The organism is Microcoleus sp. A2-C3 (assembly GCF_036706065.1).
GTDB lineage: Bacteria > Cyanobacteriota > Cyanobacteriia > Cyanobacteriales > Microcoleaceae > Microcoleus.
The window spans coordinates 1-25,117 of sequence record NZ_JAUBVX010000069.1 but is presented as its reverse complement, the minus strand read 5'-3'; the positions used below and the strand labels follow the sequence as shown (position 1 = coordinate 25,117).

Genomic DNA, 25,117 nt, shown 5'->3' with positions numbered 1-25,117 from the left:
AAAAAATTCCCGATTGCCGAAAACAGCATCTTAAAGGAGCCTAACCGGATGTTCACTCACGTCAAGCCCACCATTCGCCACATCGTGCCGGAAAACTTGCAGGGGCGATCGCTCATGAAGGTGGTCTATGTCGTACTAGAACCGCAGTATCAAAGCGCCCTGTCCGCAGCGGTTAGAGCGATAAATAACAAAAATCCGAATCTGGCAATAGAAATTAGCGGCTACCTGATCGAAGAACTCCGCAGCCCCGAAAATTACGAGGCATTCAAGCGGGATGTGGCCGATGCCAACGTATTTATTGCTTCTCTAATTTTTATCGAAGATTTGGCCGAAAAAGTGGTAGCGGCTGTAGAACCGCTGCGCGACAGCTTGGATGTCGCCGTCGTTTTCCCGTCGATGCCTGGGGTGATGCGACTCAATAAAATGGGCAGTTTCTCGATGGCGCAGTTGGGACAAAGCAAAAGCGCGATCGGCGAATTCATGAAAAAACGGAAGGAAAAATCCGGGAGTTCCTTCCAAGACGGAATGCTGAAACTGCTGCAAACTTTGCCGAAAGTGCTGAAATATTTGCCGATCGACAAAGCGCAAGATGCCCGCAACTTCATGCTAAGTTTCCAGTATTGGCTGGGCGGTTCCCAAGAAAACTTGGAAAACTTCTTGCTGATGCTGTCACAGAAATATGTCTTCAAAGGCCAGGAACAGCTAACTTTTCAAGAGCCCGTTGTCTACCAGGACATGGGGATTTGGCATCCTTTAGCACCGTCCATGTTTGATGATGTCAAAGGATATCTGAACTGGTATAATGCCCGCACAGATATTTCCGCAGACCTCAAAGACCCCCTCGCACTCTGCATCGGTTTAGTGTTGCAGCGCACTCACTTAGTTACCGGAGATGACGCGCACTACGTCGCAATCGTGCAGGAATTTGAGGCAATGGGCGCGCGGGTTTTGCCGATTTTTGCCGGCGGCTTGGACTTCTCGAAACCGGTGGAAACATTTTTCTTGGAAGTTTCGCCCAAAGGTGTGGCACCGCTGCCGATCGTCGATGCGGTAGTTTCTCTGACTGGTTTTGCGTTGGTTGGCGGCCCAGCGAAACAAGATCACCCGAAGGCGATCGAGACTTTGAAAAAGCTCAACTGTCCTTATATGGTGGCTTTGCCGCTGGTTTTCCAAACGACGGAAGAGTGGGAAAATAGCGATTTAGGTTTGCACCCGATTCAAGTTGCTTTGCAGGTTGCTATTCCTGAGTTGGATGGTGCGATCGAACCGATTATTTTGTCGGGACGTGATGGCGCAACTGGCAAGGCGATCGCCCTACAAGACCGAGTTGAGACGATTTCCCAGCGCGCCATGAAGTGGGCAATGCTGCGTCGCAAACCAAAATTAGACAAGAAAGTTGCGATCACAGTCTTCAGTTTCCCGCCTGACAAAGGCAACGTCGGAACAGCCGCTTACTTAGATGTTTTCGGCTCAATTTACGAAGTATTGAAAGCCTTAAAAGGCAACGGTTACGACTTGCCAGAACTGCCTGAATCCGCAGAAAAACTGATGCAAGAAGTCATCCACGACGCAACAGCCCAATATCAAAGTCCTGAATTGAATGTTGCTTACCGGATGTCCGTAGCTGAATACGAAGAATTCACTCCTTACTCGGAACGTTTGCAAGAAAACTGGGGCCCGCCTCCCGGACATTTGAACAGCGACGGACAAAATTTGCTGATTTTCGGCAAACATTTCGGTAACGTGTTTATCGGAGTGCAACCTACTTTTGGATACGAAGGCGATCCGATGCGGTTGTTATTCTCTCGTTCTGCAAGTCCCCACCACGGTTTTGCTGCTTACTACACATATTTGGAGCGCATTTGGGGTGCGGATGCGGTGCTGCACTTCGGCACTCATGGTTCCCTAGAATTCATGCCTGGTAAGCAAATGGGAATGTCTATCGATTGTTATCCCGACAGTTTGATCGGCAAGATTCCTAACCTCTATTATTACGCCGCCAACAATCCCAGCGAGGCAACAATTGCTAAGCGTCGTAGTTATGCTGAAACCATCAGCTATCTGACTCCTCCGGCGGAAAATGCTGGTTTGTACAAAGGTTTGCAGGAACTCAGCGAGTTAATTGCTTCCTATCAAACTTTGAAGGGTACGGGCCGGGGTGTGCCGATTGTTGATGCGATCGTTGAAAAATGCCGTTTGGTCAATTTGGACAAGGATATCGCCCTACCTCCGGAACCCCCCCAACCCCCCCTTGGTAAGGGGGGGCCAGGGGGGGTTGCTGCGGGCATGACTGCGGAGGAACGGGACAATTTAGTTGGCTTGGTTTACCGCAAGTTGATGGAGATTGAGTCGCGGTTGTTACCTTGTGGTTTGCATATTATCGGGAAGCCGCCAACTGCTGAAGAGGCGATCGCAACTTTAGTAAATATCGCCAATTTAGACCGGGAAGAAGACAACCTGCTCAGCTTACCGCGAATTATCGCTAACAGTCTGGGACGCGATATCGAAGAAGTTTACACCAACAGCGACAAAGGCATTTTAGTTGATGTCGAATTGCTGCAAAGCATCACCTTAGCTTGTCGGGATGCAGTGGGCGCTTTGGTGAAGGAACAAACCGACGCTGAGGGCCGAGTTTCCTTGGTTTCCAAGTTGAATTTCTTCAACATGGGCAAGAAAACACCTTGGATTGAATCGCTGCACGCCGCGGGTTACAAAAATGTCGATCCAGAACCGATTAAACCGCTGTTTGAGTATCTGGAATTCTGCTTGAAACAAGTTTGCGCTGACAACGAATTAGGCGCTTTGTTGCGCGCCCTAGAAGGCGAATACGTTCTGCCTGGCCCCGGTGGCGATCCGATTCGCAACCCGGATGTTTTGCCGACTGGCAAGAATATGCACGCTTTGGACCCGCAGTCAATCCCCACAACAGGGGCAATCAAGTCTGCTAAGGTTGTTGTCGATCGCTTGTTAGAAAGACAGCGCAGCGATAACGGCGGCAACTATCCCGAAACCATCGCCGTTGTGCTCTGGGGAACCGACAACATCAAGACTTACGGCGAATCCCTCGCCCAAGTAATGTGGATGGTGGGAGTCAAGCCAGTTCCCGACGCATTGGGCCGAGTCAACAAACTCGAATTGCTTTCCTTGGAAGAGTTGGGCCGCCCTCGAATCGACGTAGTAATTAACTGTTCCGGCGTATTCCGCGACTTGTTCATCAACCAAATGAACTTGTTAGACAGGGCCGTGAAAATGGCAGCAGAAGCCGACGAACCGTTAGAAATGAACTTCGTCCGCAAACACGCCTTGAAGCAAGCCGAAGAAATGGGAATTAATCTGCGACAAGCAGCAACCCGCGTATTTTCCAATGCTTCCGGTTCCTATTCATCTAACGTCAACTTGGCGGTAGAAAACAGCACCTGGGAAAGCGAAGCCGAGTTGCAGGAAATGTACTTAACCCGCAAATCCTTCGCCTTTTCCTCCGACAATCCGGGAACGATGGCACAAGACCGGCAGATTTTTGAATCATCCTTAAAAACTGCTGAAGTCACCTTCCAGAACTTGGATTCTGCGGAGATTTCCCTAACCGACGTGTCGCACTATTTCGACTCAGATCCAACTAAATTAATCGGCAGTTTGCGCGCCGATGGGAAGAAACCAACATCCTTCGTTGCTGATACGACGACAGCGAACGCGCAGGTACGGACGCTATCAGAAACTGTGCGTTTAGATTCGCGGACTAAGCTGCTGAATCCTAAGTGGTACGAGGGGATGTTGTCCCACGGTTATGAGGGTGTGCGGGAGATTTCTAAGCGTCTGGTGAACACGACTGGATGGAGTGCGACTGCTGGCGCTGTGGATAATTGGGTGTATGAGGATGTGAACGGTACGTTTATCCAGGATGAGGAGATGCAGAAGCGTTTGCTGAATCTGAATCCTCATTCTTTCCGCAAGATTGTTAGCACTTTGCTTGAGGTGAATGGCCGGGGTTATTGGGAAACTAGCGAGAGTAATCTCGATCGCTTGCGTGAGTTGTATCAGGAGGTGGAAGACCGGATTGAAGGGGTAGACTAAGGTTCCCGAATTAGTGTAGAATAGTGTCAGGGCAAGAAATTACCCTGACATTATTTTAAGAGTATTAAAGCAAAGACAATAATGAAAAATTTAATTAATGGCTCAAATAGACAAATTAATAGCTAAGCTGATGCTCGGTGCATCAGATGCTAACTTTTCCTTTAGCGATTTATGTGAAGTTATCCAGATTTTAGGATTTGAGGTAAGGATTAAGGGAAGTCACCATATTTTTAGTAAGGAAGGTGTCGAAGAAATTCTAAACCTCCAACCACAAAAAGGAGATAGGTCAAAAGCTAAACCCTATCAAGTAAAGCAAGTTCGTGCAGTAATTTTGAAATATAAATTGGTCAATCAAGATGATAATGAAGTATGAAGTAATTATTTACTGGAGTCAGGAAGACCAGGCTTTTATTGCAGAAGTGCCTGAATTGCCCGGATGTGCTGCTGATGGTGAAACTTATCAAGCAGCACTGCAAAATGTAGAGGTGATTATGCAGGAGTGGATTGAGACTGCTCAGCAATTAGGGCGAATTGTCCCTCAACCGAAAGGTAGATTGATGTTTGCGTAGTTGAAGTAAGGATAAAATATTGCTATGACTACCCTCACCCTCAACTTCAACCCTATTATTAAGCTGACCAGGGAGTTGAGCTAGTGAACTCGGCAATCAGAGAGTTTAGAGAGAGAATAAAAAATCAGTTAGAGGATAGGCGGAAAAATATTTATACAAGAGATATATTACCAACAAAGACAAAAATACTGGTAATGCCTCTTTAAGAGTTGTCTCTAGTGATATCTTTGATATGTCTTGATCTGACTGGCTAGTAGTATTAATCTTTTGCTTTTCTGCAACTTCTAAAATTTCTGAACTACTGTTTTCTTGGTCAGAGTTTTCTTTTTTATCCACTGAATCATCTAAAACATTTTCTGCTAATTCTAAAATTTCTAAACTATGGTTGTCTTGATCAGAATCCTGTTCTGGATTCACTGAATCATCTAAAGTATTGGGATCTTTGTTAAAGTTAGAGAAATTAATCTTGGGAGCTTTGGGGTTTTTGAGAAAATAAACAGATCCTATCGAAGCTAAAAATAAGAACAATATGTTTTTAACATCACCTTGAGTTAAACTTATCATAAAATGCACTACTTTTTTTCTATTATTTGTTGTCTTATGGATCTTCCTATTTTTTGACCTGACTGCCGACCTTTGCCATAAAAATGTGTAATAATATCAGGACTGTAAGATTCCAAATGAGGTTCCGAATCTTCTACCCTAGGATATTTATCATTACTTTTTTTGTCTACTCCCGTATAGACTTTCTCACTTGGGAGGGGCCCTAAAATTTCTTGGAACCTTGTTTCACTTCTTATTGATTCAGTTGTTTTCCGTACTAGGCTAGGATCAGCTTTGGCTCGACCAAGTGGAAGTAACCACAATAAAGCAATCCACAAAAGAGCTACTCCTACACAAGAGATTTTTTTGATCATAAAACTGAAAGACCTTCAAAAAGTCCCACAGATACTCCAAAAATATAAGCAGCGATCGCAGCTACGGCTAGTGAGAGAATAGCAGCACCAATTTGTTGGAGCATTTTTTTTATATTTTTGATTTTCTAAATTTATTTTACCACATTATGATATCACTAAGTTAACTGATTGTAAATAAGTAATTTTACGGAATTATGAAGCCGTGGATAGAGACTACCTGCTAGTGAACTATGGTATCCCATCGGTCAGGCTAAAGACCCCTTAATATTTATGGATGAAGGTGAAATCGAAAGCGATCGCCTATTTCTTCCCAAAGTGCGATTGTCACCGCCCCTCCACCTCTCCCTTGATCCGGCTTTGGGGAATATTTTCGCAGAGTGATCGCCCTTTATGCTATCCTGTGAGTAGATACGTTATGTATATACAGTATCAGGCAGTTTGAATATGACTATCTCGCCCAAACGACTTGAAGAATTAGAAAATATTCCAGAATCTGCGATCGATACGTCCGATATTCCTGAGTTAGATGCGAGTTTTTGGGAACAAGTCAAACTGGTAAAACCGCTGACAAAACAAGCTATTTCTTTAAGAGTCGATCGCGATGTCTTAGATTGGTTCAAAAGTCAAGGAAAAGGTTATCAATCTCTGATGAATGCTGTGCTGCGCTCTTATGTTGAACATCACATCAAGAACAGTCAATAAAAGTGCGATAATCTTATGTCTAAGTTCAGTCAGAACGAAAATAAAATGAATCCAACTATGTATGCTCAACAACTTGAATTATTTGAATTATTTAATCCAAATCCTATTAAAACTTCCCGATCGCAATTGACGTTTGTAGACTTATTTGCTGGGATCGGTGGCTTCAGAATTCCTCTCGAAGAATTAGGCTGTAAATGTTTAGGCTATTCGGAAATTGATAAAAAAGCGATTCAAACTTATCGAGATAATTTTATTAAAGATGCCAACTCAGATGAAGTATATTTAGGAGATATTACCAATCTAAATCAACTGCCTTTTCCGATAGATGTATTAGTGGGTGGTGTTCCTTGTCAACCTTGGTCTATTGCAGGTAAAATGCAAGGTTTGGACGACCCAAGAGGCAAGTTATGGACAGACGTATTTAGAGTAGTAAAAGCTAATCGTCCCAAAGCTTTTATATTTGAAAATGTCAAAGGCTTGACAGAACCAAGAAATATAGAAAGTTTGAAATATATAATTAATAATTTAACATCATCTGGTTATGTTGTCAAATACGAGGTACTAAATTCCTATGATTTTGGATTACCGCAAGATAGAGATAGAATGTTTATAGTTGGCATTAGGAATGATATCGAAAGATGCTGGGGATTCACATTTCCTAAACCAATCGAGGGCGCGATCAAGCTTTATGATGTGATACCAGGGATTCAGCGTAGCAATTTTCGGAAGCAAAAATTTTCACCAACCGTTTTATTTGATGGCAAAATACCCGGTTCTAGAGGCAGATTTCAAAAGCTAGATGAATTAAATGACTTTTTCTTATTTACTGATATTAGAGATGGACATACTACCATCCATTCTTGGGATTTAATAGAAACAACTAGCAGGGAAAAATTAATTTGTCAAACGATTATGAAAAATAGGAGAAAAAATATTTATGGAGAAAAAGACGGTAATCCTTTAGATTTTAAAGTGTTAGCAACACTAATTACTGAGTTAAAACAAACAGAAATTGACAACTTAGTTGACAAGGAAATTTTGCGAAATGTAGATGACAAAGGCTATGATTTTGTGAATTCTAAAATTTCTTCCGGGATTAACGGAATTTCTAAAATTTTCTTACCTCATGCGGAGGCGATCGCAACTTTAACTGCAACTGGAACTAGAGACTTTGTGGCAACAATCTCGATTCAATGTCAAGAACCAGTTGCATATAAGGAAACATTTATCAAGGAAATTTATCAAAAGCAAAACTTCCAACCTTTAACTGCACAGGATTACGCAAAATTGCAAGGATTTCCCGAATGGTTCAAAATTTATGAAAATGAAACTACAGCAAAACATCAATTGGGTAATGCTGTATCAATTCCTGTGGTTTACCATTTAGCCAAAGCATTACTCGAAATTATTTTGTAATTGTGACTTAAAATATGGCAGCTATTAGCACAAAACAACGAGAAATAATTAAAGGATATCTTGAAGGTTTTATTCAGGGTATTGTAGATGAATATAAAGGTCGGATTATCCACAAATCAACTACAGGAATAGATTACCTGTCGCGCAGTTCAAGTAATGGAGAATTAAAACCTTTTCAAGCCGCGTTAATTCCAACAGAATTAATACGGATCAATCAATTTGAGCGAGGTTTAAGTACCAGATTAGGAAATTCTCTTGAAGAATGCGCTAAGTTAATTGCCCTTGAACATCATCAGGATGCACGTCGAGGATATGATATAAGAGGGGAAGTTAGTATTGCAGCTTTTGAAGAAGCCCAACGTCAGAAAGAATACTATGAATCTATGGATAAAAAAGGACAAACTAAACCATCTTTTGAGCAGATGATAACAGCAGTGTTCAATGCTAGACGATCCGATGATTTAGTAACAAAAACTGTACGCGCTGACCTTTGTATTTTTGCTAATGACGGAACAGAATACTTATTTGAAATTAAAGCTCCTAAGCCCAATAAAGGTCAATGCTTAGAAGTTATCCAGCGTCTGTTGAGGTTTCACTTACTGCGGGGTGCAAAGCGTCCGCAATTGCAAGCTTACTATGCGATGCCTTATAATCCCTATGGTGTAACAAAAGCTGTTTATAAGTGGTCTCAAGCCAGAAATTATCTGCCTTTTGATGAAGCTGTAGTTATTGGAGATGAATTTTGGAATATTGTAGGCGGAGCTACTGCTTACGAGGAATTATTGGAAATATATTTAGAAGTGGGACGTGAGAAAAGTAAATATATGATGGATGCTTTAGCTTTCGGATTTTAAGGAGAGGGAATAATTTTTGATAAAGGCAGGGGTTTAACCATGATTACTTACAAGGGTTACAGTGCTAGCATTGAAGTAGATTTAGAAGCGGAAATTCTTTTCGGGCGAGTGCTTGACATTAATGACGTAGTGACTTTTAAGGCGAAAACTATTGAACAAGCTCGCCAAGAATTTCAAAAGTCGATCAATGATTATCTAGAGTTTTACAAAGAATTGGGACAGGAACCCGATCGACCTTTTTGAGTGAGGTAAAATTCCCTAATGAAGTACGAAGTCATTATTTACTGGAGCTATGAAGACCAAGCTTTTATTGCAGAAGTTCCTGAATTGCCAGGATGTGCGGCTGATGGTAAAACTTATCAAGAAGCATTGCAAAATGTAGAGGTGATTATGCAGGAGTGGATTGAGACGGCTCAGCAATTAGGGCGAATTGTCCCTCAACCGAAAGGTAGATTGATGTTTGCGTAGTTGAAGTAAGGATAAAATATTGCTATGACTACCCTCACCCTCAACTTCAACCCTATTATTAAGCTGACCAGGGAGTTGAGCTAGTGAACTCGGCAATCAGAGAGTTTAGAGAGAGAATAAAAAATCAGTTAGAGGATAGGCGGAAAAATATTTATACAAGAGATATATTACCAACAAAGACAAAAATACTGGTAATGCCTCTTTAAGAATTGTCTCTAGTGATATCTTTGATATTTCTTCTTGATCTGACTGGCTAGTAGTATTAATCTGGCGTTGCTTAATCAGGGTATGAAAAAGAACTAGGCAAAAATCCAGAAGCTTTGTGGACAATGGTTTTTATGGCATATTTAGCCGTTCCTACCGTAAATCAGCAATGCCATTTATTTCATGGTTTCATGCCTCCAAATTTAAAACCATTAAATTTGTCTGAATATCTGCGGAAGGTCGGTTACAATTAAGAGTGTTTAATGAGCTCAGAGCAATTATTTACTAATTTTTTTTGTCAATAGGAATGACGATCGCAAATTCTGTTCCCTCTCCAAGCGTTGAGTTAACCTCGATCTTACCTCCATGCTTCTCGACAATAATCGCATAGCTGACTGACAGTCCCAAGCCCGTACCCTTACCCACAGGTTTTGTGGTAAAAAACGGTTCAAATATCTTATTGAGCGCCGACGGTTCTATCCCTATACCATTGTCTGCAATACGAATCACCGCGTTGCGATCGCGATCGACCACAGTCTGAAGCGTCAGAGTCAGTTTTTTCTTATTTTTCTTAAAATTAGCTCCGTTCTCCTGTTGTCGCAAAGCGTCTATGCCATTACTCAGAATATTCATAAACACCTGATTAAGTGCCGATGCGTAACAGTTGATTAAAGGCATTTTGCCATAGTCTTTAATTACTTGGATTTCCTGATGTTTTTCGCTAGCTTTCAGTCGATGCTGCAAAATTAATAAAGTGCTATCAATTCCTGAATGAATGTCGATCGGTTTAATTTCAGATTCATCAAGGCGAGAGAAGTTCCGCAGAGATTCGACTATTTGGCGAATGCGCTCGGTTCCTGTCGTCATCGAAGCTAGGATCATCGGTAAATCTTCAATGATAAACTCTAGGTCGATTTCATCAATTTTAGCTTGAATTTTGGGTTGGGGTTGAGGAGAAAGTTCTTCATATAACCCAATTAACTTAATTAAAGATGTAATATATCCATGAGCATAGGTAAGATTGCCGTGAATGAAGTTAACAGGATTGTTGATTTCGTGAGCAACTCCGGCAACCAACTGTCCTAAACTTGACATCTTTTCTGTTTGAATGAGTTGGGATTGAGTGGCGTAAAGTTTTTGGAGGCTGGCTTCGAGTTGAGTTGCTTTTTCTTCTAACTCCTGGGTGCGTTCTTCTACCTTTTGTTCTAGGGTGTAGGAATAATCCTCTAATTGGCTGTAGAGTTGGGCGTTTTCTAGGGCGATCGCGGCTTGGGCCATCAGCAGTTCGATCACTTGCAGGCGATCGCGATTAAATACCGCTTGGGTTAAGCGATTTTCTAAATAGAGAATTCCAATTAATTTGCCTTTATTGACGATCGGAGTACACAATAAACTTTTGGGCTTGTGCTTTAGAATATAAGCATCCGAGGCTAGATAACTATGAGCAGCATCATCAATGACTACAGTTTCCTGAGTGCGAAACACATAATTAATAAGAGAATGAGGGAGATTTTTACTTGATTTAACAGGCGTTTTTTGCATTACACAAAAATTATTATCTGTCGTTTTATCGCCTAAATCAGCCGTGGCTTCTATAACTAAATTCTCATCCTTTAGTAAAATTAAATCGCATTTATCTGCTCCGGCATTTTCCATGACGATTTTCACTAAGGTGGAAATCAATTGCTCCAGTTGAATTTCACGAGATAAAGCTTGGGAAGCTTTGAGGATACTGGCAAAATCTAGACACTCAGAAATGCTACTGCTGCTAGAATTAGTGCTTGGGATAGTTTGATGAGAAATAGACGAGCGATTGCTGTTTGAAATCAGAGTTTCGTTGAGGATAAATTGATTTTGTGGGTTCTGCAAGATAGCAGTCAAAAGCTGGGGATAGCGTTTTTTTAAGTCATCTGTTTTGGATTTTGCTCCCCAATGGGCATAGCAATAGTAGGCTTCTTGTAGATAGCCTGTTGCAAATTTTTCTTTACCCCAGCCGAGGTAGAACTCGGCCGCTAGTTCGTTGGCGAGGGCTTCTTCTTGAAGATATCCCGTATCTTTTGCACCTTGAATTGCTTGGTCATAATACTCTATTGCTTCAAGCACATTCCCAAATACTCGTGCTTGTTCTGCCTTAATCAACAAATACTTATGCAGAAAATTATGCGGAGCACAATCAGACCATTCTCGGAGGTTTGCTTGATTCTGTTCGATCGCCAGCATATATTGTTGCTGCTGGCTCGGTTCAGCTTGAGGGTAGACGGCGAGCAGAATCAATGAGTGATAAAAATTATAAACACCGCTCGCGAGCGATCCGATCGCAGCTTGCATATATTTGCCAGCCAGCACAGTAAAATCTAAAGCACTCCCATATTCCTTAAATAAATATAAAATATTTGCTTTGGCAACACATAGCGCAAATAAGGACATATAATTGTTCGTATTTTGCCAAAGTGGCAGGAAGTGCAATTCATCAAAATGCTCTCCAATCAATAGCAGCTTGTCAGCCGATTTGCCTTGTAAGTTCAAGGTAGCTTGCGCCCAGATTTTCGCGTAACACAAGGCAAAATCATGCTTGTTTTTGAGTAGTAATTCGAGGTAAGGAGCTTGTTTAGACTCGACTATTTCTAGTCTCTCCCCAGTTAAAAAAAGATTCTTACAATAGTGCATGGCATTATAACTAGCCCACTCCAAATCCCCAGTCTCTAAACCACTTTGGCATCCTTCTATATAAGGGGCTAGTGTAGCTTGGGCGGGTTCTTTCCAAGATCGAATTAGAGCATTAAATAAATTATAAACTCTGGCTTTAAGTGCGGTTTCCTGAAATTGTTCTAACAACTTCAACGCTAATTTTCCGGCATAATATCCTTGATCGATGCCTCCAGGTTCGACGCAGAGAATCGTGCCATAGAGCACATAAGCATAAGCTGATAATGCAGAATGTCCACCTTCAATGGTAAAATTTACTATCGTTAAGATCAGGGGACGAGTCATATCGGGTTTGGCGATATAAATGGAAGGAAAAAGTGCCATGAGAATCCGCAACGTGGCGAGTTTCTGCGGATCTGTCATTTCTGGAATCTTGTCTAAATCTTCAAATCGTGGTAATTCTGGCATTGCGCGATCGCCGATACTGGTATCGATGTTAATTCCCAACTTGTCCAATGCTTCTAAACCTGTATCAATCGCTTTTGTCATCATACTTTGTGACTGACAAGATTGAATTTGCAGCTCATATATTTTGAGACTGTCGATCAAATTTATAGCGTTGGCTGAAATCATTTCAGCCAAGCTTTCTAGCCGATCAAAATTACCATTAAGGTATTCTATTTCTGCTGTTTCGAGATAAACAGCCAGGGTTAAATCGTACTGAGTTTGCCAACTATCAGATTCTAGTAACGCCCAACTGATATTCAAATATCTGGCAGCATCGGCATAGGCTGTAGCAGTTTTGGCTTTTTTTCCTGCTAATAAATTTAGTGAGATCAGATGATTGAATTGCTCAGCATCTGTTATTATTTCCACACCCATATTTAGTTGATTGACAATATCAAAAATATTGTCTTTCTGGGTTGATTGAGGTGTTTTTGTCAACAAAAGCTGACCAATTTTTAAATGTGTGGCTTTTTTATGTGATTCTGGAATCAGGGAATAGGCAGCTTGCTGAATCCGATCGTGTAAAAATCGATATACTACGGATTCATGAGTAGTATCGGTTGTCTGAACTGTTCCTAAATAAAACTTATAAACTTCATTTTGGGGTAGAATCAGCCCTTCTTGCAAGGCTTTCCATAGGTGAGTGGCAGCCTCGGCTTCTGTGTGCTCTGAAACGATCGCCAAAGTAGACAAATCAAAAGAGTTGCCAATACAAGCTGCTAGTTGGAGGATAGTTTGGGTCGCTGTTGGTAGTTTCTGTAACTGCAACGCCATGAATTCCACGACATCATCCGTCAATGCGGCCGCTCGCACTTTGGCGATATCGCATTGCCAATGCCCTAATTGAGCATCAAAGTTAATGAGGCCATCTTGATGCAGAGCTTTCAGAAATTGGGTGGCAAAAAAGGGATTACCTTGGGTTTTTTGAAATACCAAATTCGTGAGTGGTTGCGCTAATGCACTCGAACAATTCAGCGTATTGGCTACCAACTGATTCAGGCTGGCATCACTCAGGGGTTGTAACGTAATTGTATTAACTATCGAGTCGCTTTGGGCGATCGCTTCCAAAGTCAGCATCAACGGGTGCGCGGCAAACACTTCGTTATCCCGATAAGCACCTATAACTAACAAGTAGCCTGCTGTAGATTCAACCATCAAAAGTTGCAGCAACTTGAGAGATGCCGTATCAGCCCATTGCAAATCGTCCAAAAATATTACCAGAGGATGCTCTTGGGTTGTAAAAACTTGGATAAACTTTTGAAATACTAAGTTGAAGCGATTCTTAGCAGATGTTCCCGACAGTTCCACCGCTGGTGGCTGAGGACTAATAATCCGTTCTAATTCGGGAATGACTTCAATAATAACTTGTCCATTTTCACCAACAGCTTGCAGAATCTGCGTTTTCCAAACCTGCAACTGAGCATCACTTTCGCTCAGCAATTGTCCCATTAAATCTCGAAATGCTTGGACAAAAGCGGAGAAGGGAATATTGCGGTTAAATTGGTCGAATTTGCCTTTGATGAAATAGCCGTGCTGGCGGACAATCGGTTTGTGGACTTCGTTGACAACAGCGGTTTTTCCAATCCCCGAAAACCCGGCGACTAGCATTAACTCAGATGAACCATTGGCTACGCAGTCAAAGGTATTAAGTAAGGTTTCTACTTCTGTTTCCCGTCCATAAAGTTTTTCGGGAATGGTAAAGCGATCGCTCAGATCTCGTTCTCCCAATTCAAACAAAACGATGTTTCCTGTTTTTTGCCACTGAGACCGACATTTTTCGAGGTCGTGCTTTAATCCTAATGCGCTCTGATAGCGGTCTTCAGCATTCTTCGCCATCAATTTGCTGACAATTGCCGAGAGTACCGCCGGGATTTCTGGATTAATTTCATACAGTGATGGCGGTTGTTTGGCAAGATGGGAGTGCACCAATTCCATCGGATCGTGAGATTGAAATGGCAAATTTCCTGCTAGCAATTCGTAAAAAGTCACGCCCAAAGAGTAGAAATCTGTGCGGTAGTCAACGCCACGATTCATCCTGCCCGTTTGTTCGGGAGACAAATAGCCTAGTGTGCCTTCCAATAAGTTGGGACTCATCAGAGTTTGGGTGTCTCGCGGCAGCAAAGATGCGATGCTAAAGTCAATGAGTTTGACTTCTTTTGTTTGGGGATTAATTAAAATATTGGCGGGTTTAATGTCTTTGTGAATGATGCGGTGGCGGTAAAGTATATCTAATGTATTGGCGAGATCGATCGCAATTTGGAAAAACTCCACCATAGAGGAAACGGTTTTCCCTTTTCCCGTCCATTCTGTCAGAGAAATTCCCCCGAAGTCTTCGACTATCAGCGCATAGCTGTTTTGGTATGGCTCTAAGCTGTAAGTTTGGATGATTCCGGGCAAAATCAGGTTTTTGGCAATGGTGTACTGATTGCGAAATTGCAACAGTTCATTGAAGCTGGGATACTCGTTCCGCAAGACTTTGATGATGACCGGTTTTTTGTCCCAGAGGCGAGTTCCGCGATCGACTATAGTGCGAGTGCCTGAGTAAATTCTATCGAAAATTTGATACCCAGTTAGTTCTATCATAGCGATCGCTCTTTTTTGTTAAAGTATTTTGTACTATGATTTTAACTATAATTTACCCCTTGATTTAATTAATCTAGGGGCTTGATCGGCTTGGCTGACCCTAGACTGTTAACAAGTCAGGAACCCAAAAGATATTTCTGGACAGAGCTTTGAGAGCTTTGCAGCCTGATTGCCAGAGATACTTATGATACCATTTTTTTAAAGTTATGCAAGACTTATGTAAAAACTCAAAGACAGAATTATCAATGTCTGGCGGTATTGTATCTCTATCACACCTTTTTAAAAATGGTATGAGATGAAATTTTAGCCGTTGATGAGACATTCACAGAAGCGATATTAATCAGTATTAGGAAAAACTTCCGCTGAAAACATACGGCGCAGAATCTCGTAGAATGGTTCACAATACTGCGCTTGCTCGGGTGACAGACAGGCCCCAATTTCCTTACGCAGTAAGTGAGTCATTTTGCTGATAAGTCCCCAATTCACATTTAGTTTAGGGTAAATCATCACGCACAGGGGAAACAATTCTGTCTCTAGGGCGTGCAGATTCCCTTCGAGCAGACAAACCCACATATAAACTTGAAACATCTCGACATCGCGGATGCTAGATGTGCGGATATTTGGAGTGTTGAGCGGCCCAGAATGACAGCGATAGCGCGGGTATAATTGATTTACGCGATCGACTATCCGTTCAGAAATCTTGGTCATCACCGGCATCAGCAACTGTACAGATTGCAGCGCCACCGAATCCGCTGGATGCTTCCCCGCCGCACTGTAGGCGCGTTGCAGTGGCATATACAGATGATCGTCGAGAATCTTGACGTAGTTAGCAAACTTTTCCTGTTCACCGTCGGGAAGCAACTCCATCAACTGCACTCCTGTGTAGTGATATTGCATGGCTACAAAGCCAATCACGCGGGGGTCAATTGCTGTGACTTGCTTTCGGACTTGTCCGAGCACTGGGCTGATTTTGGTGACAATACTATGGGGCGGTAGTTGCTGAGCATAGGCTTCGATCGCCAACTTGTAGACTTGATGAATCCCACCAGAAATCTGCCACGGATCGATTAAATCGGTATCAATTCCGTGTTGAACTAATACTTGCGACAGCAAATCTTCGGTTCTAGTCCAGGATTTTGCACTTACAGAACGCAGCGATTCCAACATTTTTTTGGCGATTTGGGCACGCCGTCGTTCGAGAAAGTTATCGTTAACAACAGGTGCAGAGTCACTGCTTTTCATCTGTTGCAAATACTTTTGGGCGAAGGAAACAGATAAGTCTACCGAAGGTGACAATGAATCGAATGATGTTGGTTGCACGAAATAGGGATAAGTAGTCATGGATTTAGTCTTTACTCCGTAATGCTTTGATGATAATCGATTATTCGTTATGTATACGAATTTTTCGATCGATAATGATGCACCTCTCTGGGTCAATGCGAGCTAAAATTTGATGTTGTGTGATTTCGATTATAGCGATTGCTTTTTTAGGAAAGATTTTATATTCATTATTATAAGCCTAGAGAAACCCGTTTGTCAACTCGTAAAAATACGGATTTTTTATTTATTATTTCTTTTTTAACTGGTTCCCAGGTCGCTCCTGGGAACCAATAACCAATAACTAATAACTAACTGCTAAGCTCGTTGATTCTTTCTTTCAAGGCATATCGCGCTTGTTCTCGATCGTCAAAATGGACTTTTTCGGTGCCCAAAATCTGATAATCTTCGTGTCCCTTTCCTGCAATCAGCACGCCATCTCCGGGTTTAGCATCCATAATAGCAGTACGAATTGCTGCGGCGCGATCGCACAAAACCATCGGCTTTACAGTGGCGGGGATACCTGCTAGAACGTCTTCTAAAATGCGATCGGGATTTTCAGTACGCGGATTGTCGGAAGTAACAACGGCTAAATCTGCCAATTCTGCCACGATTTTACCCATAATTGGGCGTTTCGTGCGATCGCGATCGCCACCGCAACCAAACACGCAAATCATTTGACCCGGAATAAACGGCCGCGAAGCCTTCAATAAGTTCTCCAAACTATCAGGAGTATGCGCGTAATCGACAATCACGCTAATATCTTGGTCGGGACTAATTTGCACCCGTTCCATCCGTCCCGGTACTCCCGAAAACTGAGATAAATTCTCCACAATTGCGGACAAATCTAAACCTAATTCCAAAACAGCACCGACAGCAGCCAACATATTTGATAAATTGAACTGACCGACTAAAGGCAAAACAAAAGCAGTTTTGCCCTTGGGAGTGTGCAGCATTCCCTTAACTCCGTCGGGCTGATATTGTAAATTTGAAGCATACAAATCAGCAGTTTTATCGGTAGTGCTGTAACTCCAAATTTTCTCCGATTTTAAGTTTTCAACAATCCGCCGTCCGTAGGCATCGTCAATATTAATCACCGCGCGATTCTTGAGATAATCGGAACCGAATAACAGAGATTTCGCCTCAAAATAATCCTCCATATCCCGGTGATAATCGAGATGGTCTTGAGTCAAGTTTGTAAACACAGCAACTTCAAAAGTACAGCCCAAAACCCGCTGCTGTGCTAAAGCGTGGGAACTGACTTCCATCACGCCATGTTTGCATCCGGCGGCTACAGCTTCTGCTAGTTGTTTTTGCAGGTCAACCGCAAAAGGTGTGGTGTAAAGTGCAGTTTGTTGGAAACCGGGCCAGCGAGTGTAAAGCGTGCCAAAAATCGCAGTTGACAACTGCATTTGATTGAGCAAAAATTCGATTAAATGAGTTGTGGTAGTTTTGCCGTTAGTTCCGGTAACGCCGACAAGTTTTAATTTGTTAGCTGGATTGCCATAAAATGCGGTTGCTATTTGACCGCAAACTTGAGACATATCGGCTGCTGCGATGACGCAGGGAAGCTCTTCTAGCCCCCCCTTAGCAAGGGGGGGTTGGGGGGGGTTGGGTGGTGTTTTCTCGGCTGCTTGGGTGGAAATTATCGCGGCAATTGCACCACTGGCGATCGCACTTTGCCAAAAATCTCCCCCATCTACGCGAGTTCCCGGCATTCCCAAAAACAAATCTCCCGCCCCACAAGCGTGGGAATTAGTCGATAAACCCTTGACTTCCGCATCGAGGGCGGGATGTTGGGTGTCAAAGGAAATGCCGGGAATTGCTGCTAATAATTCTCTCAAATTCATGTCGATCACTCCTGGCAAAACTGGGTTGAATCTATTTTGACTGATCGGTTTGCAAATATTTCTGTAACATTTGCTCCAATTGTCGGACTGTGCAGCGGGGAGAAGGACGAGGTAATTGTTCTTCTGGGGAGAATGCAGCATCGCCAGCAGAATTTATTGGCTGAGGCTGCACTTTAAACAAAACTGGCACTTCGTACTGATAAGCTTGAAACCAGTCATCGCGTTCGGTAATGTCTCGTACTTCCAATTGAAACTTGATGCTTTCAATCAGTTCGAGTTTTTCTTGCAACCCTTCGCACAAGTGGCATCCGGGTTTGCTGTACAAAATTAATCGCATCATAACAGTACAATTAGACTTGATCTTAAATGCTCGAAAGTGCGATCCTCTTCGTTGGCTTCGCTAACGGAAGTTGGCGAACCAGACTTCGCAAGCAGCAAGCCCCGGCATGATTGACCTCAACACACGATCGACGTTATCTTAGCATTGGCGGCGAACCGATTACTGCAATTTGCCATCTCAATGTAAATACCAGCCGATGGATCTCTTGCTTCTCTTCCTCTGTGCCCTCTGCGCCCTCTGCGGTGAAAAACTAAATCTAGTTCACAAATCAAATAGTTAGGTTTATTTCTTAATAGTGCTGCATAATTAAGAGAAATCACCTAATCTCTGCGATTGCTTCACTTTACTTCGTTTCATTCGCAATGACATCTATTTACTTGACTCATGAATCAAGCTTGATTATAGTGTACAAATAGCCCTACCAAAAGGAGGCATTATGGACTGCACCGAATACGCAGAAGCCAAGCGAAAATCAGCCAAAAAAATTAGCGCCGATATTCGAGAACGTTGGAACAATCGCATCGTCACGCGGGAATTGCACCTGATGGGTGAAGCGGGGGCGGTGCAGTATTTGGCTGATTACGGGCGCAGCATCGGTACGGCAAAAGTTATTGGTTTTGCACTGTGCGCGGAGTCGGAAGGATACCCGGAAATGGCGCTGGGATTTTGGCAAAAAGCGTTTGAGTTGGAAACTGGAGAAAAGCCGACTAACAACACTAAAAGCAAGTCTATCACCAATGTTGTTCCTGCGGCAAAATCAAAGGCTGCTGCCAAAATAGAGACTGCAAACAATCCGATTGTTCCCGAATTACCGGCGCACTTGCAGCCGGGAAGGATTGTGACGATGCAGCCGGTTGACGCGCCGGTGGAACGTTCTTATTACATCGAAAATCCAGATTATTGGGGACAGCCAAAGCGGGACGGCAACCGAGTTGTGGTTGTTGCAACCCCAGATAAAGTATACTATCAATCGCGATCGACTAATCTGCGACAACAACCATCAATTGCGATCGATCGCGCATTAACAGACACAGCCGCTCAAATTGGCACCTTTGTTTTAGACGGCGAACTGTATTACAAAAGCTGTACCGGCAGCGAACACCGCACGGGCGCGCAAGCTGCTACTGTTAATATTGAAAGTGGTTTTCCGACGACCCAACCAACGGCAGTTTATGCCATTTTCAAATGTTTGTTTTCCCACGGGAAAGATTTGACTGGGTTAGCAGAATCCGAACGAATTGCCGCCGGAGTTGCAGTTGGTGAATTGCTGGTATGTTTATCTTCAGAATTTGAAATTGTACCGACATATCGCACCGCAGCCGAAAAACTTTTATTAGCCCAGCAGCAGGAATCTGAAAATAGAGAAGGCGAAGTTTGGCTTTTGCAAAACTGCTGTTATGTCGGGGGAAAAGATGTTAAGAAGTTTCCGATGGTGCGGACTAAATACTGTCAGGAATACGACTTATTTATTGTCGGGTTGACACCGACTAAAGTTGCGGGGCGGCCGTTTAGTGCGATCGAAGTCGCGCAAGAAATTGCGGGCAAATTAGTGCCGATCGGAACAGTGGGAACGGGCTTTAGCGGCGCGGAAATGCAGGAAATTGCCCGACTCTACGAGGCTAACCCTCGCGGAGTCAAAATCAAAGTGCGATCGCAGGGATTGACGGAAAGTGGCAAACTGTGGCACGCGCGATTTCTGGAATTATGTTAATTTGGTAGGGACACGGCATTGCCGTGTCCCTACCAAAATCTACGAATTTAAACAAATATTATCACACAAAATTAGCCGAGGACAAATCAATGGTTATCAGCAAAAACAATTTCTACATTTCACCAGAAGAATACCTAGAAGGCGAACGAGTAAGTCCGATCAAACACGAATACAGACGCGGACACGTTTATGCGATGACTGGTGCAAAAAAGCCCCATATCGTTATTTCTAGCAACTTAATTATGCTGCTAGGGACGCATCTTCGGAATTCGCCCTGCTTAGTTCTCACATCAGATATAAAAGTCCGATTGGAAGAGGCAAATTGCTATTACTACCCCGATATAGCAGTTACTTGCGATGAAAGAGAGATCAATTCCACCGAGGATTTTATCCTGTATCCGTCTTTAATTATTGAAGTTTTGTCGCCGTCAACGGCAAGTTTTGATAAAGGTGATAAATTTGCAGATTATCAAACTGCATCGAGTTTGCAGGAATACGTGCTCATCAATCAAGCGGAAATCCAAATTGAATGTTTTCGACTCAATGCTGAGGGAAATTGGGTTTCTCAGATTTACAGACAAGGAAATGAGTTAGAGTTAAAAAGTATAGATTTTCGCTGTCCGATCGCCCAAATTTACCAAAAAGTCCCCGGTATGATATTATGATGTATGAAACAACTTTTTCAGCCACGCAATCCTCTGGTTCGTACCTTCGCCCAAAGCTTAAAACGCTACTGTCCCGACGCGCAAAATTTGCTAAATTCCGGTGCAATCGAAACGGAAATCGACTTATTTAAAAAACGTTACCAACAATGGCTTCCCGAAACATTTTATGATTTTTATCGCTGGTATAACGGTTCGGCTTATGAGAGTTCAGAAAATAAGTGGCTGTTGCCTTTTGAACACGGCAGAAGTATTTTATCTTTGGCATCTATTGTGAAGGAGAAAAAATTTTGGGACACCCAGAGTCAAGTTAATTTTCAAGAATGGCAGCCCGGAGAATATTGGAACAAAGCATGGATTCCGTTTATGAAAGTAGATGATTTGTGGCTGCGGGTTGTGGATACAAAAGGTTGTTTTGACGGTACTCCCGGACAAATTATCAGTTTTGAGTGCAGAAACGAACCTTTGAGAAGCATTGAATGCGATTCCTTTGATAAGTGGCTGGAAACTGTTATTGCAAAAATTGAGTTAGAATGTTTGTTTAAAGAGTTTCACGAAATTGGGTTGGAGGAAGAAAAGGCAATTTTTGCGATCGATAAACGCATCAATCCCAATCGACACAGCGTCGAATTAGAACCTAAAAACACATAAAACACTTGGTAAACTGAGGGCTAAAGTCCTTACGAAAAACCTCAATTACAACTCACAAAAAAAACAATGATTAAAATCTTACACCTTTCAGACATCCACATGGGAAGCGGCTTTTCCCACGGCCGAGTCAATCCAGAAACAGGCTTAAATACGCGGCTGGAAGACTTCGCGGCTACCTTGAGTAAATGTATGGACAGGGCAATTTCTGAACCCGTAGATTTAGTTATATTCGGGGGCGATGCTTTCCCGGATTCAACGCCGCCACCGTTTGTAAAAGAGGCTTTTGCGCGGCAATTTAGTCGCTTGGTTGATGCACAAATTCCGACGGTTTTGCTAGTAGGAAATCACGACCAACATTCCCAGGGACAGGGCGGCGCGAGTTTGGGGATTTACCGGACTTTGGGAATACCTAAGTTTATTGTAGGCGATCGCCTGGAAACTCACCTCATACAGACCCGTAATGGCCCCGTACAGGTGGTTACACTGCCTTGGTTGACGCGATCGACCTTAATGACGCGATCGGAGACTGAAAGCCTTTCTATGGGCGACGTTAACCAATTATTAACCGAAAAACTGACGATCGCAATGGAAGGCGAAATCCGCCGCCTCAACCCCGAAATCCCCACCGTACTATTAGCGCACTTAATGGCAGATAAAGCAAGCCTGGGCGCGGAACGTTTTTTAGCAGTTGGTAAAGGTTTTAACATACCCGTTTCCATGCTAACACGCCCTTGTTTCGACTACGTAGCACTCGGCCACGTTCACAAACACCAAAATTTAAATTTATCCAACAATCCGCCCGTAATTTATCCGGGAAGCATCGAACGAGTTGATTTTAGCGAAGAGAAAGAAGACAAAGGTTTTGTGTTAATTAATTTGGAACGAGGGAAAGCTGAGTGGGAATTTTGCGCGTTACCTGTGCGAGTGTTTCTGACGATTAAGGTAAACGTGTCTGAATCGGAAAACCCGCAAGCTGACTTGATTAAAGCCATTGTGAAGAAGCAAATTCAAGATGCTGTGGTGAGATTAATCTACCAATTGCGATCGGAACAATTAGACTTAATAGATAACGCAGAATTGCACGCACTTCTAGGCGAAGCCCACAGCTACACAATTCAGCCGGAATTAGTCAGCCAGCTAGCGAGGCCGAGGTTGCCGGAATTGAATGCTAATAATAGTATAGAACCTTTAGACGCTTTAAAAACTTATTTAGCAAGTCGCGAAGACTTGAAAGATATTACTGAGAGTATGTTAGAAGCGGCACGGGATTTGTTGGGCATTGAAGAAGAAGTTTTGGTCGAATTTTAGGTAATATCTCAGAAACCGGGTTTCTTCCGAGATTTTTCGTACTCAACCCAAATGATTCGCAGAAACCCGGTTTCTCCCTACCACTAATTTACTTAACTTCAACTCCCCCAAAAACCTCACCCGCCGCCAACCGAGTCCCATTCGCAAAATCTACCCCAGATTGCACCTTTTTCCCCGCCAACTGTACCTCTCGCAATAATAACAAACCATCGCCAGTTTGGACGATCGCCCCCAACCCCTTCACAACCCTGACAACCTCCCCATTTGCGCCCGACAACTGATTCAAAACAGGCCAATCGCGTTCCCAAACTCTCAACTCCGGCGGTAATTGCAGCCAATATTCCGGCCCCACGGGCACAGTTGCGGACACTTTCAGAGAATTACCGCGAAAAGTCGTAGTACAATCTGGGAAAAAACCCCTAACTTGATTATGAAGGGCGATCGCACTTTTCGACCAATCCAGCACAAAATCTGCCGTTTTAATCATCGGCGCATAAGTCGCCTCAGCATCATCTTGAGGTACAGATTTAATTTCCCCATCCCTCAATCCAACCAAAGTTTCCACCAACAAATCCGCCCCCACATCCGCCAACCTATCCCCCAAAGAATCAGCATTATCCAACAGCGAAATCCCAGCAAAAACCTTCAACAACATCGCCCCAGTATCCATCCCAGCATCCATCAGCATAGTAGTAATACCAGTCTCCTTTTTCCCCTCAAAAAGACAGCGCTGAATCGGTGCCGCCCCGCGATACTTCGGCAAAATTGAACCGTGAACATTAACGCAAGCCAAACTAGGAATATCCAGAATTTCTTGAGAAAGAATCTGGCCGTAAGCCACCACCACAAAAACATCAGCCTCCGCTTCCCGCAACATAGCAATAGTTTCCGCATCCTTCTTAATTCGGCGCGGCTGGAAAACTGGGAGACTGTGATTTAAAGCCACATCTTTAATAGGTGAAGGCATCAATTTATTGCCCCTTCCCCGGCGCTTATCTGGCTGAGTCACCACACCCACCACCTCAAATTCTGGATGACTCAGCAAACTGGACAAAGTAGGAACAGCAAAGTCGGGAGTGCCAAAAAAAATAATTTTCATAGATTTTTAGTTAAGTACATAGGTTTTTTGAATGATTAGCAATTCATAGTATCATTTTAAGCGGCCGTGGTTGTGACAGCAAGATTTTCATCTCTGGACTAAATCTAAAATCTAAAATCGACTGACAGATTCTTTTTCATAGGTAGCGATTGGCTGATTTGTAATAATTGAGTAGAGAACATCTGGGTCTAAATCTGCTCCATTTTCCCAGTAAACAGTTCCCAAATCTGGATTAATTTTGACTTGGACAAAGTAACTCAGGTCTTCTAAAGGGGAAAAAATTCCCGTGAATTCAATCAGTTGACTGATATCAACAACTCCCTCTATATCGTCTTCAAACTTGAGGTGTAGTTGATAGAATTCTAACGGCTTAACCGAGATAATATCTTTAAGCATTTTCTACTCCAACGGTGTTATGGCTTCTAATTTTAGCATTCGCCAGAATATTTAAAACAATTTTTCGTAGGGGCGGGTTCGCCTACATATTTGCTACTCACCAATAATCTGAATAAACCCGCCCCCACCCCACCAATAACTCGGCAAACGATAGTTTTTGCCTAACACCCTAAATTAGAGAGTCGGGTAAATTATACAATTTTAACCACCCTTAGTTGTGGTATTGCCATCAACCGAAAATGAGATGAAAAAGAAAAGAAAAGATATTAAAAATAAAAAGAGTGGGGAGAGAAAAAATTAAACAACCAACCGAGAAACCAACGAATGCGTCATGCATCTCAGACGAAGACGCAAAAAGAGCCGAAGCTGAAGACGGAGACGCAGGAAGAGCCGAAGCCGAAGAGGAAGAGGCAGGAAGATCCCAAGCCAACGCTACGCGAAAACCGTAGTCGTAGTAGGAATTGCCCGGCGCAGAGCTGAGGCCGCGAATCGCCGAAGTACAACTACCGGGATTGACGTTCCACGAACCACCGCGCACTAGCCGGGTTCGGTTATCATTCTTTATATTGACTAATACATCATATTCTGGATAACGATGATCATTATTTTTTTCGTCCCATACTCTGCCATCTTGCGGCGTACCTTGATAGCTACCATGCCAAGGATCAGCACACCATTCCCAGACGTTGCCGTGCATATCGTACAATCCAAAGGCATTGGGTGGAAAACTCCCCACAGGTGTCGTTTCTTTGCAGTAAAGTCCCTTGGGTGCCAATACTTCTCGGTTAAGCCCTATCGTCAAGTAAACTGGTGTTGATTCGTGGATCAGCGAGGGTAAAATTGATG

21 protein-coding genes are annotated in these 25,117 nt (G+C 43.0%); 12 read left to right on the top strand and 9 right to left on the bottom strand.

Translation table 11 applies throughout. The features are described from left to right. Positions 1-48 precede the first annotated feature (48 nt). The 3 genes from QUB66_RS26610 (at position 49) to QUB66_RS26600 (ending at position 4,640) form a co-directional block, all read left to right on the top strand. The gene (locus tag QUB66_RS26610; protein WP_332970330.1) at positions 49-4,071 is read left to right on the top strand and encodes a magnesium chelatase subunit H; all 4,023 of its coding nucleotides are present in this window, start codon (positions 49-51) and stop codon (positions 4,069-4,071) included. A 97-nt stretch (positions 4,072-4,168) separates the two neighbouring features. Then, positions 4,169-4,444 carry a type II toxin-antitoxin system HicA family toxin gene (locus tag QUB66_RS26605; protein WP_332970312.1) on the top strand — a complete coding sequence of 92 codons (276 nt, stop codon included), beginning with the start codon at positions 4,169-4,171 and terminating at the stop codon, positions 4,442-4,444. After that, entirely contained in the window at positions 4,434-4,640 is a 207-nt protein-coding gene (locus QUB66_RS26600; protein WP_332970313.1) for a type II toxin-antitoxin system HicB family antitoxin, read from the top strand. The genes QUB66_RS26605 and QUB66_RS26600 overlap by 11 nt, the downstream gene beginning before the upstream one ends. A 105-nt stretch (positions 4,641-4,745) precedes the next feature. Here QUB66_RS26600 and QUB66_RS26595 read toward each other — a convergent pair whose 3' ends face one another. Beyond that, positions 4,746-5,204 carry a hypothetical protein gene (locus tag QUB66_RS26595; protein WP_332970314.1) on the bottom strand — a complete coding sequence of 153 codons (459 nt, stop codon included), beginning with the start codon at positions 5,202-5,204 and terminating at the stop codon, positions 4,746-4,748. An 8-nt stretch (positions 5,205-5,212) separates the two neighbouring features. After that, positions 5,213-5,557 (bottom strand): hypothetical protein, encoded by a 345-nt coding sequence (locus QUB66_RS26590; RefSeq protein WP_332970315.1) that lies wholly within the window; start codon positions 5,555-5,557, stop codon positions 5,213-5,215. Between the two features lie 444 nt (positions 5,558-6,001). Here QUB66_RS26590 and QUB66_RS26585 point away from each other — a divergent pair, with 444 nt between their 5' ends. From QUB66_RS26585 to QUB66_RS26565, 5 genes are read left to right on the top strand one after another with little or no spacing between them, the layout of a single operon-like run. Further along, positions 6,002-6,259, top strand: a complete 258-nt coding sequence (locus QUB66_RS26585) for a BrnA antitoxin family protein (protein ID WP_332970316.1) — start codon at positions 6,002-6,004, stop codon at positions 6,257-6,259. Positions 6,260-6,304: 45 nt separating this feature from the next. After that, positions 6,305-7,675, top strand: a complete 1,371-nt coding sequence (locus QUB66_RS26580) for a DNA cytosine methyltransferase (protein ID WP_332970317.1) — start codon at positions 6,305-6,307, stop codon at positions 7,673-7,675. A gap of 14 nt (positions 7,676-7,689) precedes the next feature. Then, positions 7,690-8,529: a TdeIII family type II restriction endonuclease gene (locus QUB66_RS26575; protein ID WP_332970318.1), complete on the top strand. Its 840-nt coding sequence runs from the start codon at positions 7,690-7,692 to the stop codon at positions 8,527-8,529. 39 nt (positions 8,530-8,568) lie between these two features. Beyond that, entirely contained in the window at positions 8,569-8,772 is a 204-nt protein-coding gene (locus QUB66_RS26570) for a type II toxin-antitoxin system HicB family antitoxin (RefSeq protein WP_332970319.1), read from the top strand. Between the two features lie 18 nt (positions 8,773-8,790). Further along, positions 8,791-8,997, top strand: coding sequence for a type II toxin-antitoxin system HicB family antitoxin (locus QUB66_RS26565; RefSeq protein WP_332970320.1), 207 nt, complete (start codon positions 8,791-8,793; stop codon positions 8,995-8,997). A gap of 489 nt (positions 8,998-9,486) precedes the next feature. Here QUB66_RS26565 and QUB66_RS26560 read toward each other — a convergent pair whose 3' ends face one another. From QUB66_RS26560 to QUB66_RS26545, 4 genes are all read right to left on the bottom strand, one after another. Beyond that, a complete protein-coding gene (locus QUB66_RS26560) occupies positions 9,487-14,937 on the bottom strand; it encodes a trifunctional serine/threonine-protein kinase/ATP-binding protein/sensor histidine kinase (protein WP_332970321.1) in 5,451 nt (1,816 codons plus the stop codon). Positions 14,938-15,273: 336 nt separating this feature from the next. Then, positions 15,274-16,278 carry a hypothetical protein gene (locus QUB66_RS26555; protein WP_332970322.1) on the bottom strand — a complete coding sequence of 335 codons (1,005 nt, stop codon included), beginning with the start codon at positions 16,276-16,278 and terminating at the stop codon, positions 15,274-15,276. 287 nt (positions 16,279-16,565) lie between these two features. Further along, positions 16,566-18,104, bottom strand: coding sequence for a UDP-N-acetylmuramoyl-L-alanyl-D-glutamate--2,6-diaminopimelate ligase (locus tag QUB66_RS26550; protein WP_332970323.1), 1,539 nt, complete (start codon positions 18,102-18,104; stop codon positions 16,566-16,568). Positions 18,105-18,135: 31 nt separating this feature from the next. After that, a complete protein-coding gene (locus QUB66_RS26545; protein WP_332970331.1) occupies positions 18,136-18,441 on the bottom strand; it encodes a glutaredoxin family protein in 306 nt (101 codons plus the stop codon). Positions 18,442-18,880: 439 nt separating this feature from the next. Here QUB66_RS26545 and QUB66_RS26540 point away from each other — a divergent pair, with 439 nt between their 5' ends. The 4 genes from QUB66_RS26540 to QUB66_RS26525 all read left to right on the top strand — a co-directional run bounded on the left by QUB66_RS26540 (position 18,881) and on the right by QUB66_RS26525 (position 22,776). Next, entirely contained in the window at positions 18,881-20,155 is a 1,275-nt protein-coding gene (locus QUB66_RS26540) for an ATP-dependent DNA ligase (RefSeq protein WP_332970324.1), read from the top strand. Positions 20,156-20,244: 89 nt separating this feature from the next. Further along, positions 20,245-20,820, top strand: coding sequence for a Uma2 family endonuclease (locus QUB66_RS26535; protein ID WP_332970325.1), 576 nt, complete (start codon positions 20,245-20,247; stop codon positions 20,818-20,820). 3 nt (positions 20,821-20,823) lie between these two features. Then, positions 20,824-21,468 (top strand): SMI1/KNR4 family protein, encoded by a 645-nt coding sequence (locus tag QUB66_RS26530; RefSeq protein WP_332970326.1) that lies wholly within the window; start codon positions 20,824-20,826, stop codon positions 21,466-21,468. Positions 21,469-21,534: 66 nt separating this feature from the next. Continuing rightward, positions 21,535-22,776, top strand: coding sequence for an exonuclease SbcCD subunit D (locus QUB66_RS26525; RefSeq protein WP_332970327.1), 1,242 nt, complete (start codon positions 21,535-21,537; stop codon positions 22,774-22,776). Positions 22,777-22,864: 88 nt separating this feature from the next. Here QUB66_RS26525 and fmt read toward each other — a convergent pair whose 3' ends face one another. The 3 genes from fmt to QUB66_RS26510 form a co-directional block, all read right to left on the bottom strand. Further along, positions 22,865-23,875, bottom strand: coding sequence for a methionyl-tRNA formyltransferase (fmt, locus tag QUB66_RS26520; protein WP_332970328.1), 1,011 nt, complete (start codon positions 23,873-23,875; stop codon positions 22,865-22,867). Positions 23,876-23,986: 111 nt separating this feature from the next. Continuing rightward, entirely contained in the window at positions 23,987-24,271 is a 285-nt protein-coding gene (locus QUB66_RS26515; RefSeq protein ID WP_194070661.1) for a DUF2442 domain-containing protein, read from the bottom strand. Positions 24,272-24,500: 229 nt separating this feature from the next. After that, the coding region (locus QUB66_RS26510) for a formylglycine-generating enzyme family protein (protein ID WP_332971292.1) at positions 24,501-25,117 on the bottom strand (617 nt) is incomplete at its 5' end.

Coding starts and splice junctions, on each gene's coding strand:
- QUB66_RS26610 (WP_332970330.1), top strand. CDS start 49: ATGTTCACTCACGTCAAGCCCACCATTCGCCACATCGTGCCGGAAAAC.
- QUB66_RS26605 (WP_332970312.1), top strand. CDS start 4,169: ATGGCTCAAATAGACAAATTAATAGCTAAGCTGATGCTCGGTGCATCA.
- QUB66_RS26600 (WP_332970313.1), top strand. CDS start 4,434: ATGAAGTATGAAGTAATTATTTACTGGAGTCAGGAAGACCAGGCTTTT.
- QUB66_RS26595 (WP_332970314.1), bottom strand. CDS start 5,204: ATGATAAGTTTAACTCAAGGTGATGTTAAAAACATATTGTTCTTATTT.
- QUB66_RS26590 (WP_332970315.1), bottom strand. CDS start 5,557: ATGATCAAAAAAATCTCTTGTGTAGGAGTAGCTCTTTTGTGGATTGCT.
- QUB66_RS26585 (WP_332970316.1), top strand. CDS start 6,002: ATGACTATCTCGCCCAAACGACTTGAAGAATTAGAAAATATTCCAGAA.
- QUB66_RS26580 (WP_332970317.1), top strand. CDS start 6,305: ATGAATCCAACTATGTATGCTCAACAACTTGAATTATTTGAATTATTT.
- QUB66_RS26575 (WP_332970318.1), top strand. CDS start 7,690: ATGGCAGCTATTAGCACAAAACAACGAGAAATAATTAAAGGATATCTT.
- QUB66_RS26570 (WP_332970319.1), top strand. CDS start 8,569: ATGATTACTTACAAGGGTTACAGTGCTAGCATTGAAGTAGATTTAGAA.
- QUB66_RS26565 (WP_332970320.1), top strand. CDS start 8,791: ATGAAGTACGAAGTCATTATTTACTGGAGCTATGAAGACCAAGCTTTT.
- QUB66_RS26560 (WP_332970321.1), bottom strand. CDS start 14,937: ATGATAGAACTAACTGGGTATCAAATTTTCGATAGAATTTACTCAGGC.
- QUB66_RS26555 (WP_332970322.1), bottom strand. CDS start 16,278: ATGACTACTTATCCCTATTTCGTGCAACCAACATCATTCGATTCATTG.
- QUB66_RS26550 (WP_332970323.1), bottom strand. CDS start 18,104: ATGAATTTGAGAGAATTATTAGCAGCAATTCCCGGCATTTCCTTTGAC.
- QUB66_RS26545 (WP_332970331.1), bottom strand. CDS start 18,441: ATGCGATTAATTTTGTACAGCAAACCCGGATGCCACTTGTGCGAAGGG.
- QUB66_RS26540 (WP_332970324.1), top strand. CDS start 18,881: ATGGACTGCACCGAATACGCAGAAGCCAAGCGAAAATCAGCCAAAAAA.
- QUB66_RS26535 (WP_332970325.1), top strand. CDS start 20,245: ATGGTTATCAGCAAAAACAATTTCTACATTTCACCAGAAGAATACCTA.
- QUB66_RS26530 (WP_332970326.1), top strand. CDS start 20,824: ATGAAACAACTTTTTCAGCCACGCAATCCTCTGGTTCGTACCTTCGCC.
- QUB66_RS26525 (WP_332970327.1), top strand. CDS start 21,535: ATGATTAAAATCTTACACCTTTCAGACATCCACATGGGAAGCGGCTTT.
- fmt (WP_332970328.1), bottom strand. CDS start 23,875: ATGAAAATTATTTTTTTTGGCACTCCCGACTTTGCTGTTCCTACTTTG.
- QUB66_RS26515 (WP_194070661.1), bottom strand. CDS start 24,271: ATGCTTAAAGATATTATCTCGGTTAAGCCGTTAGAATTCTATCAACTA.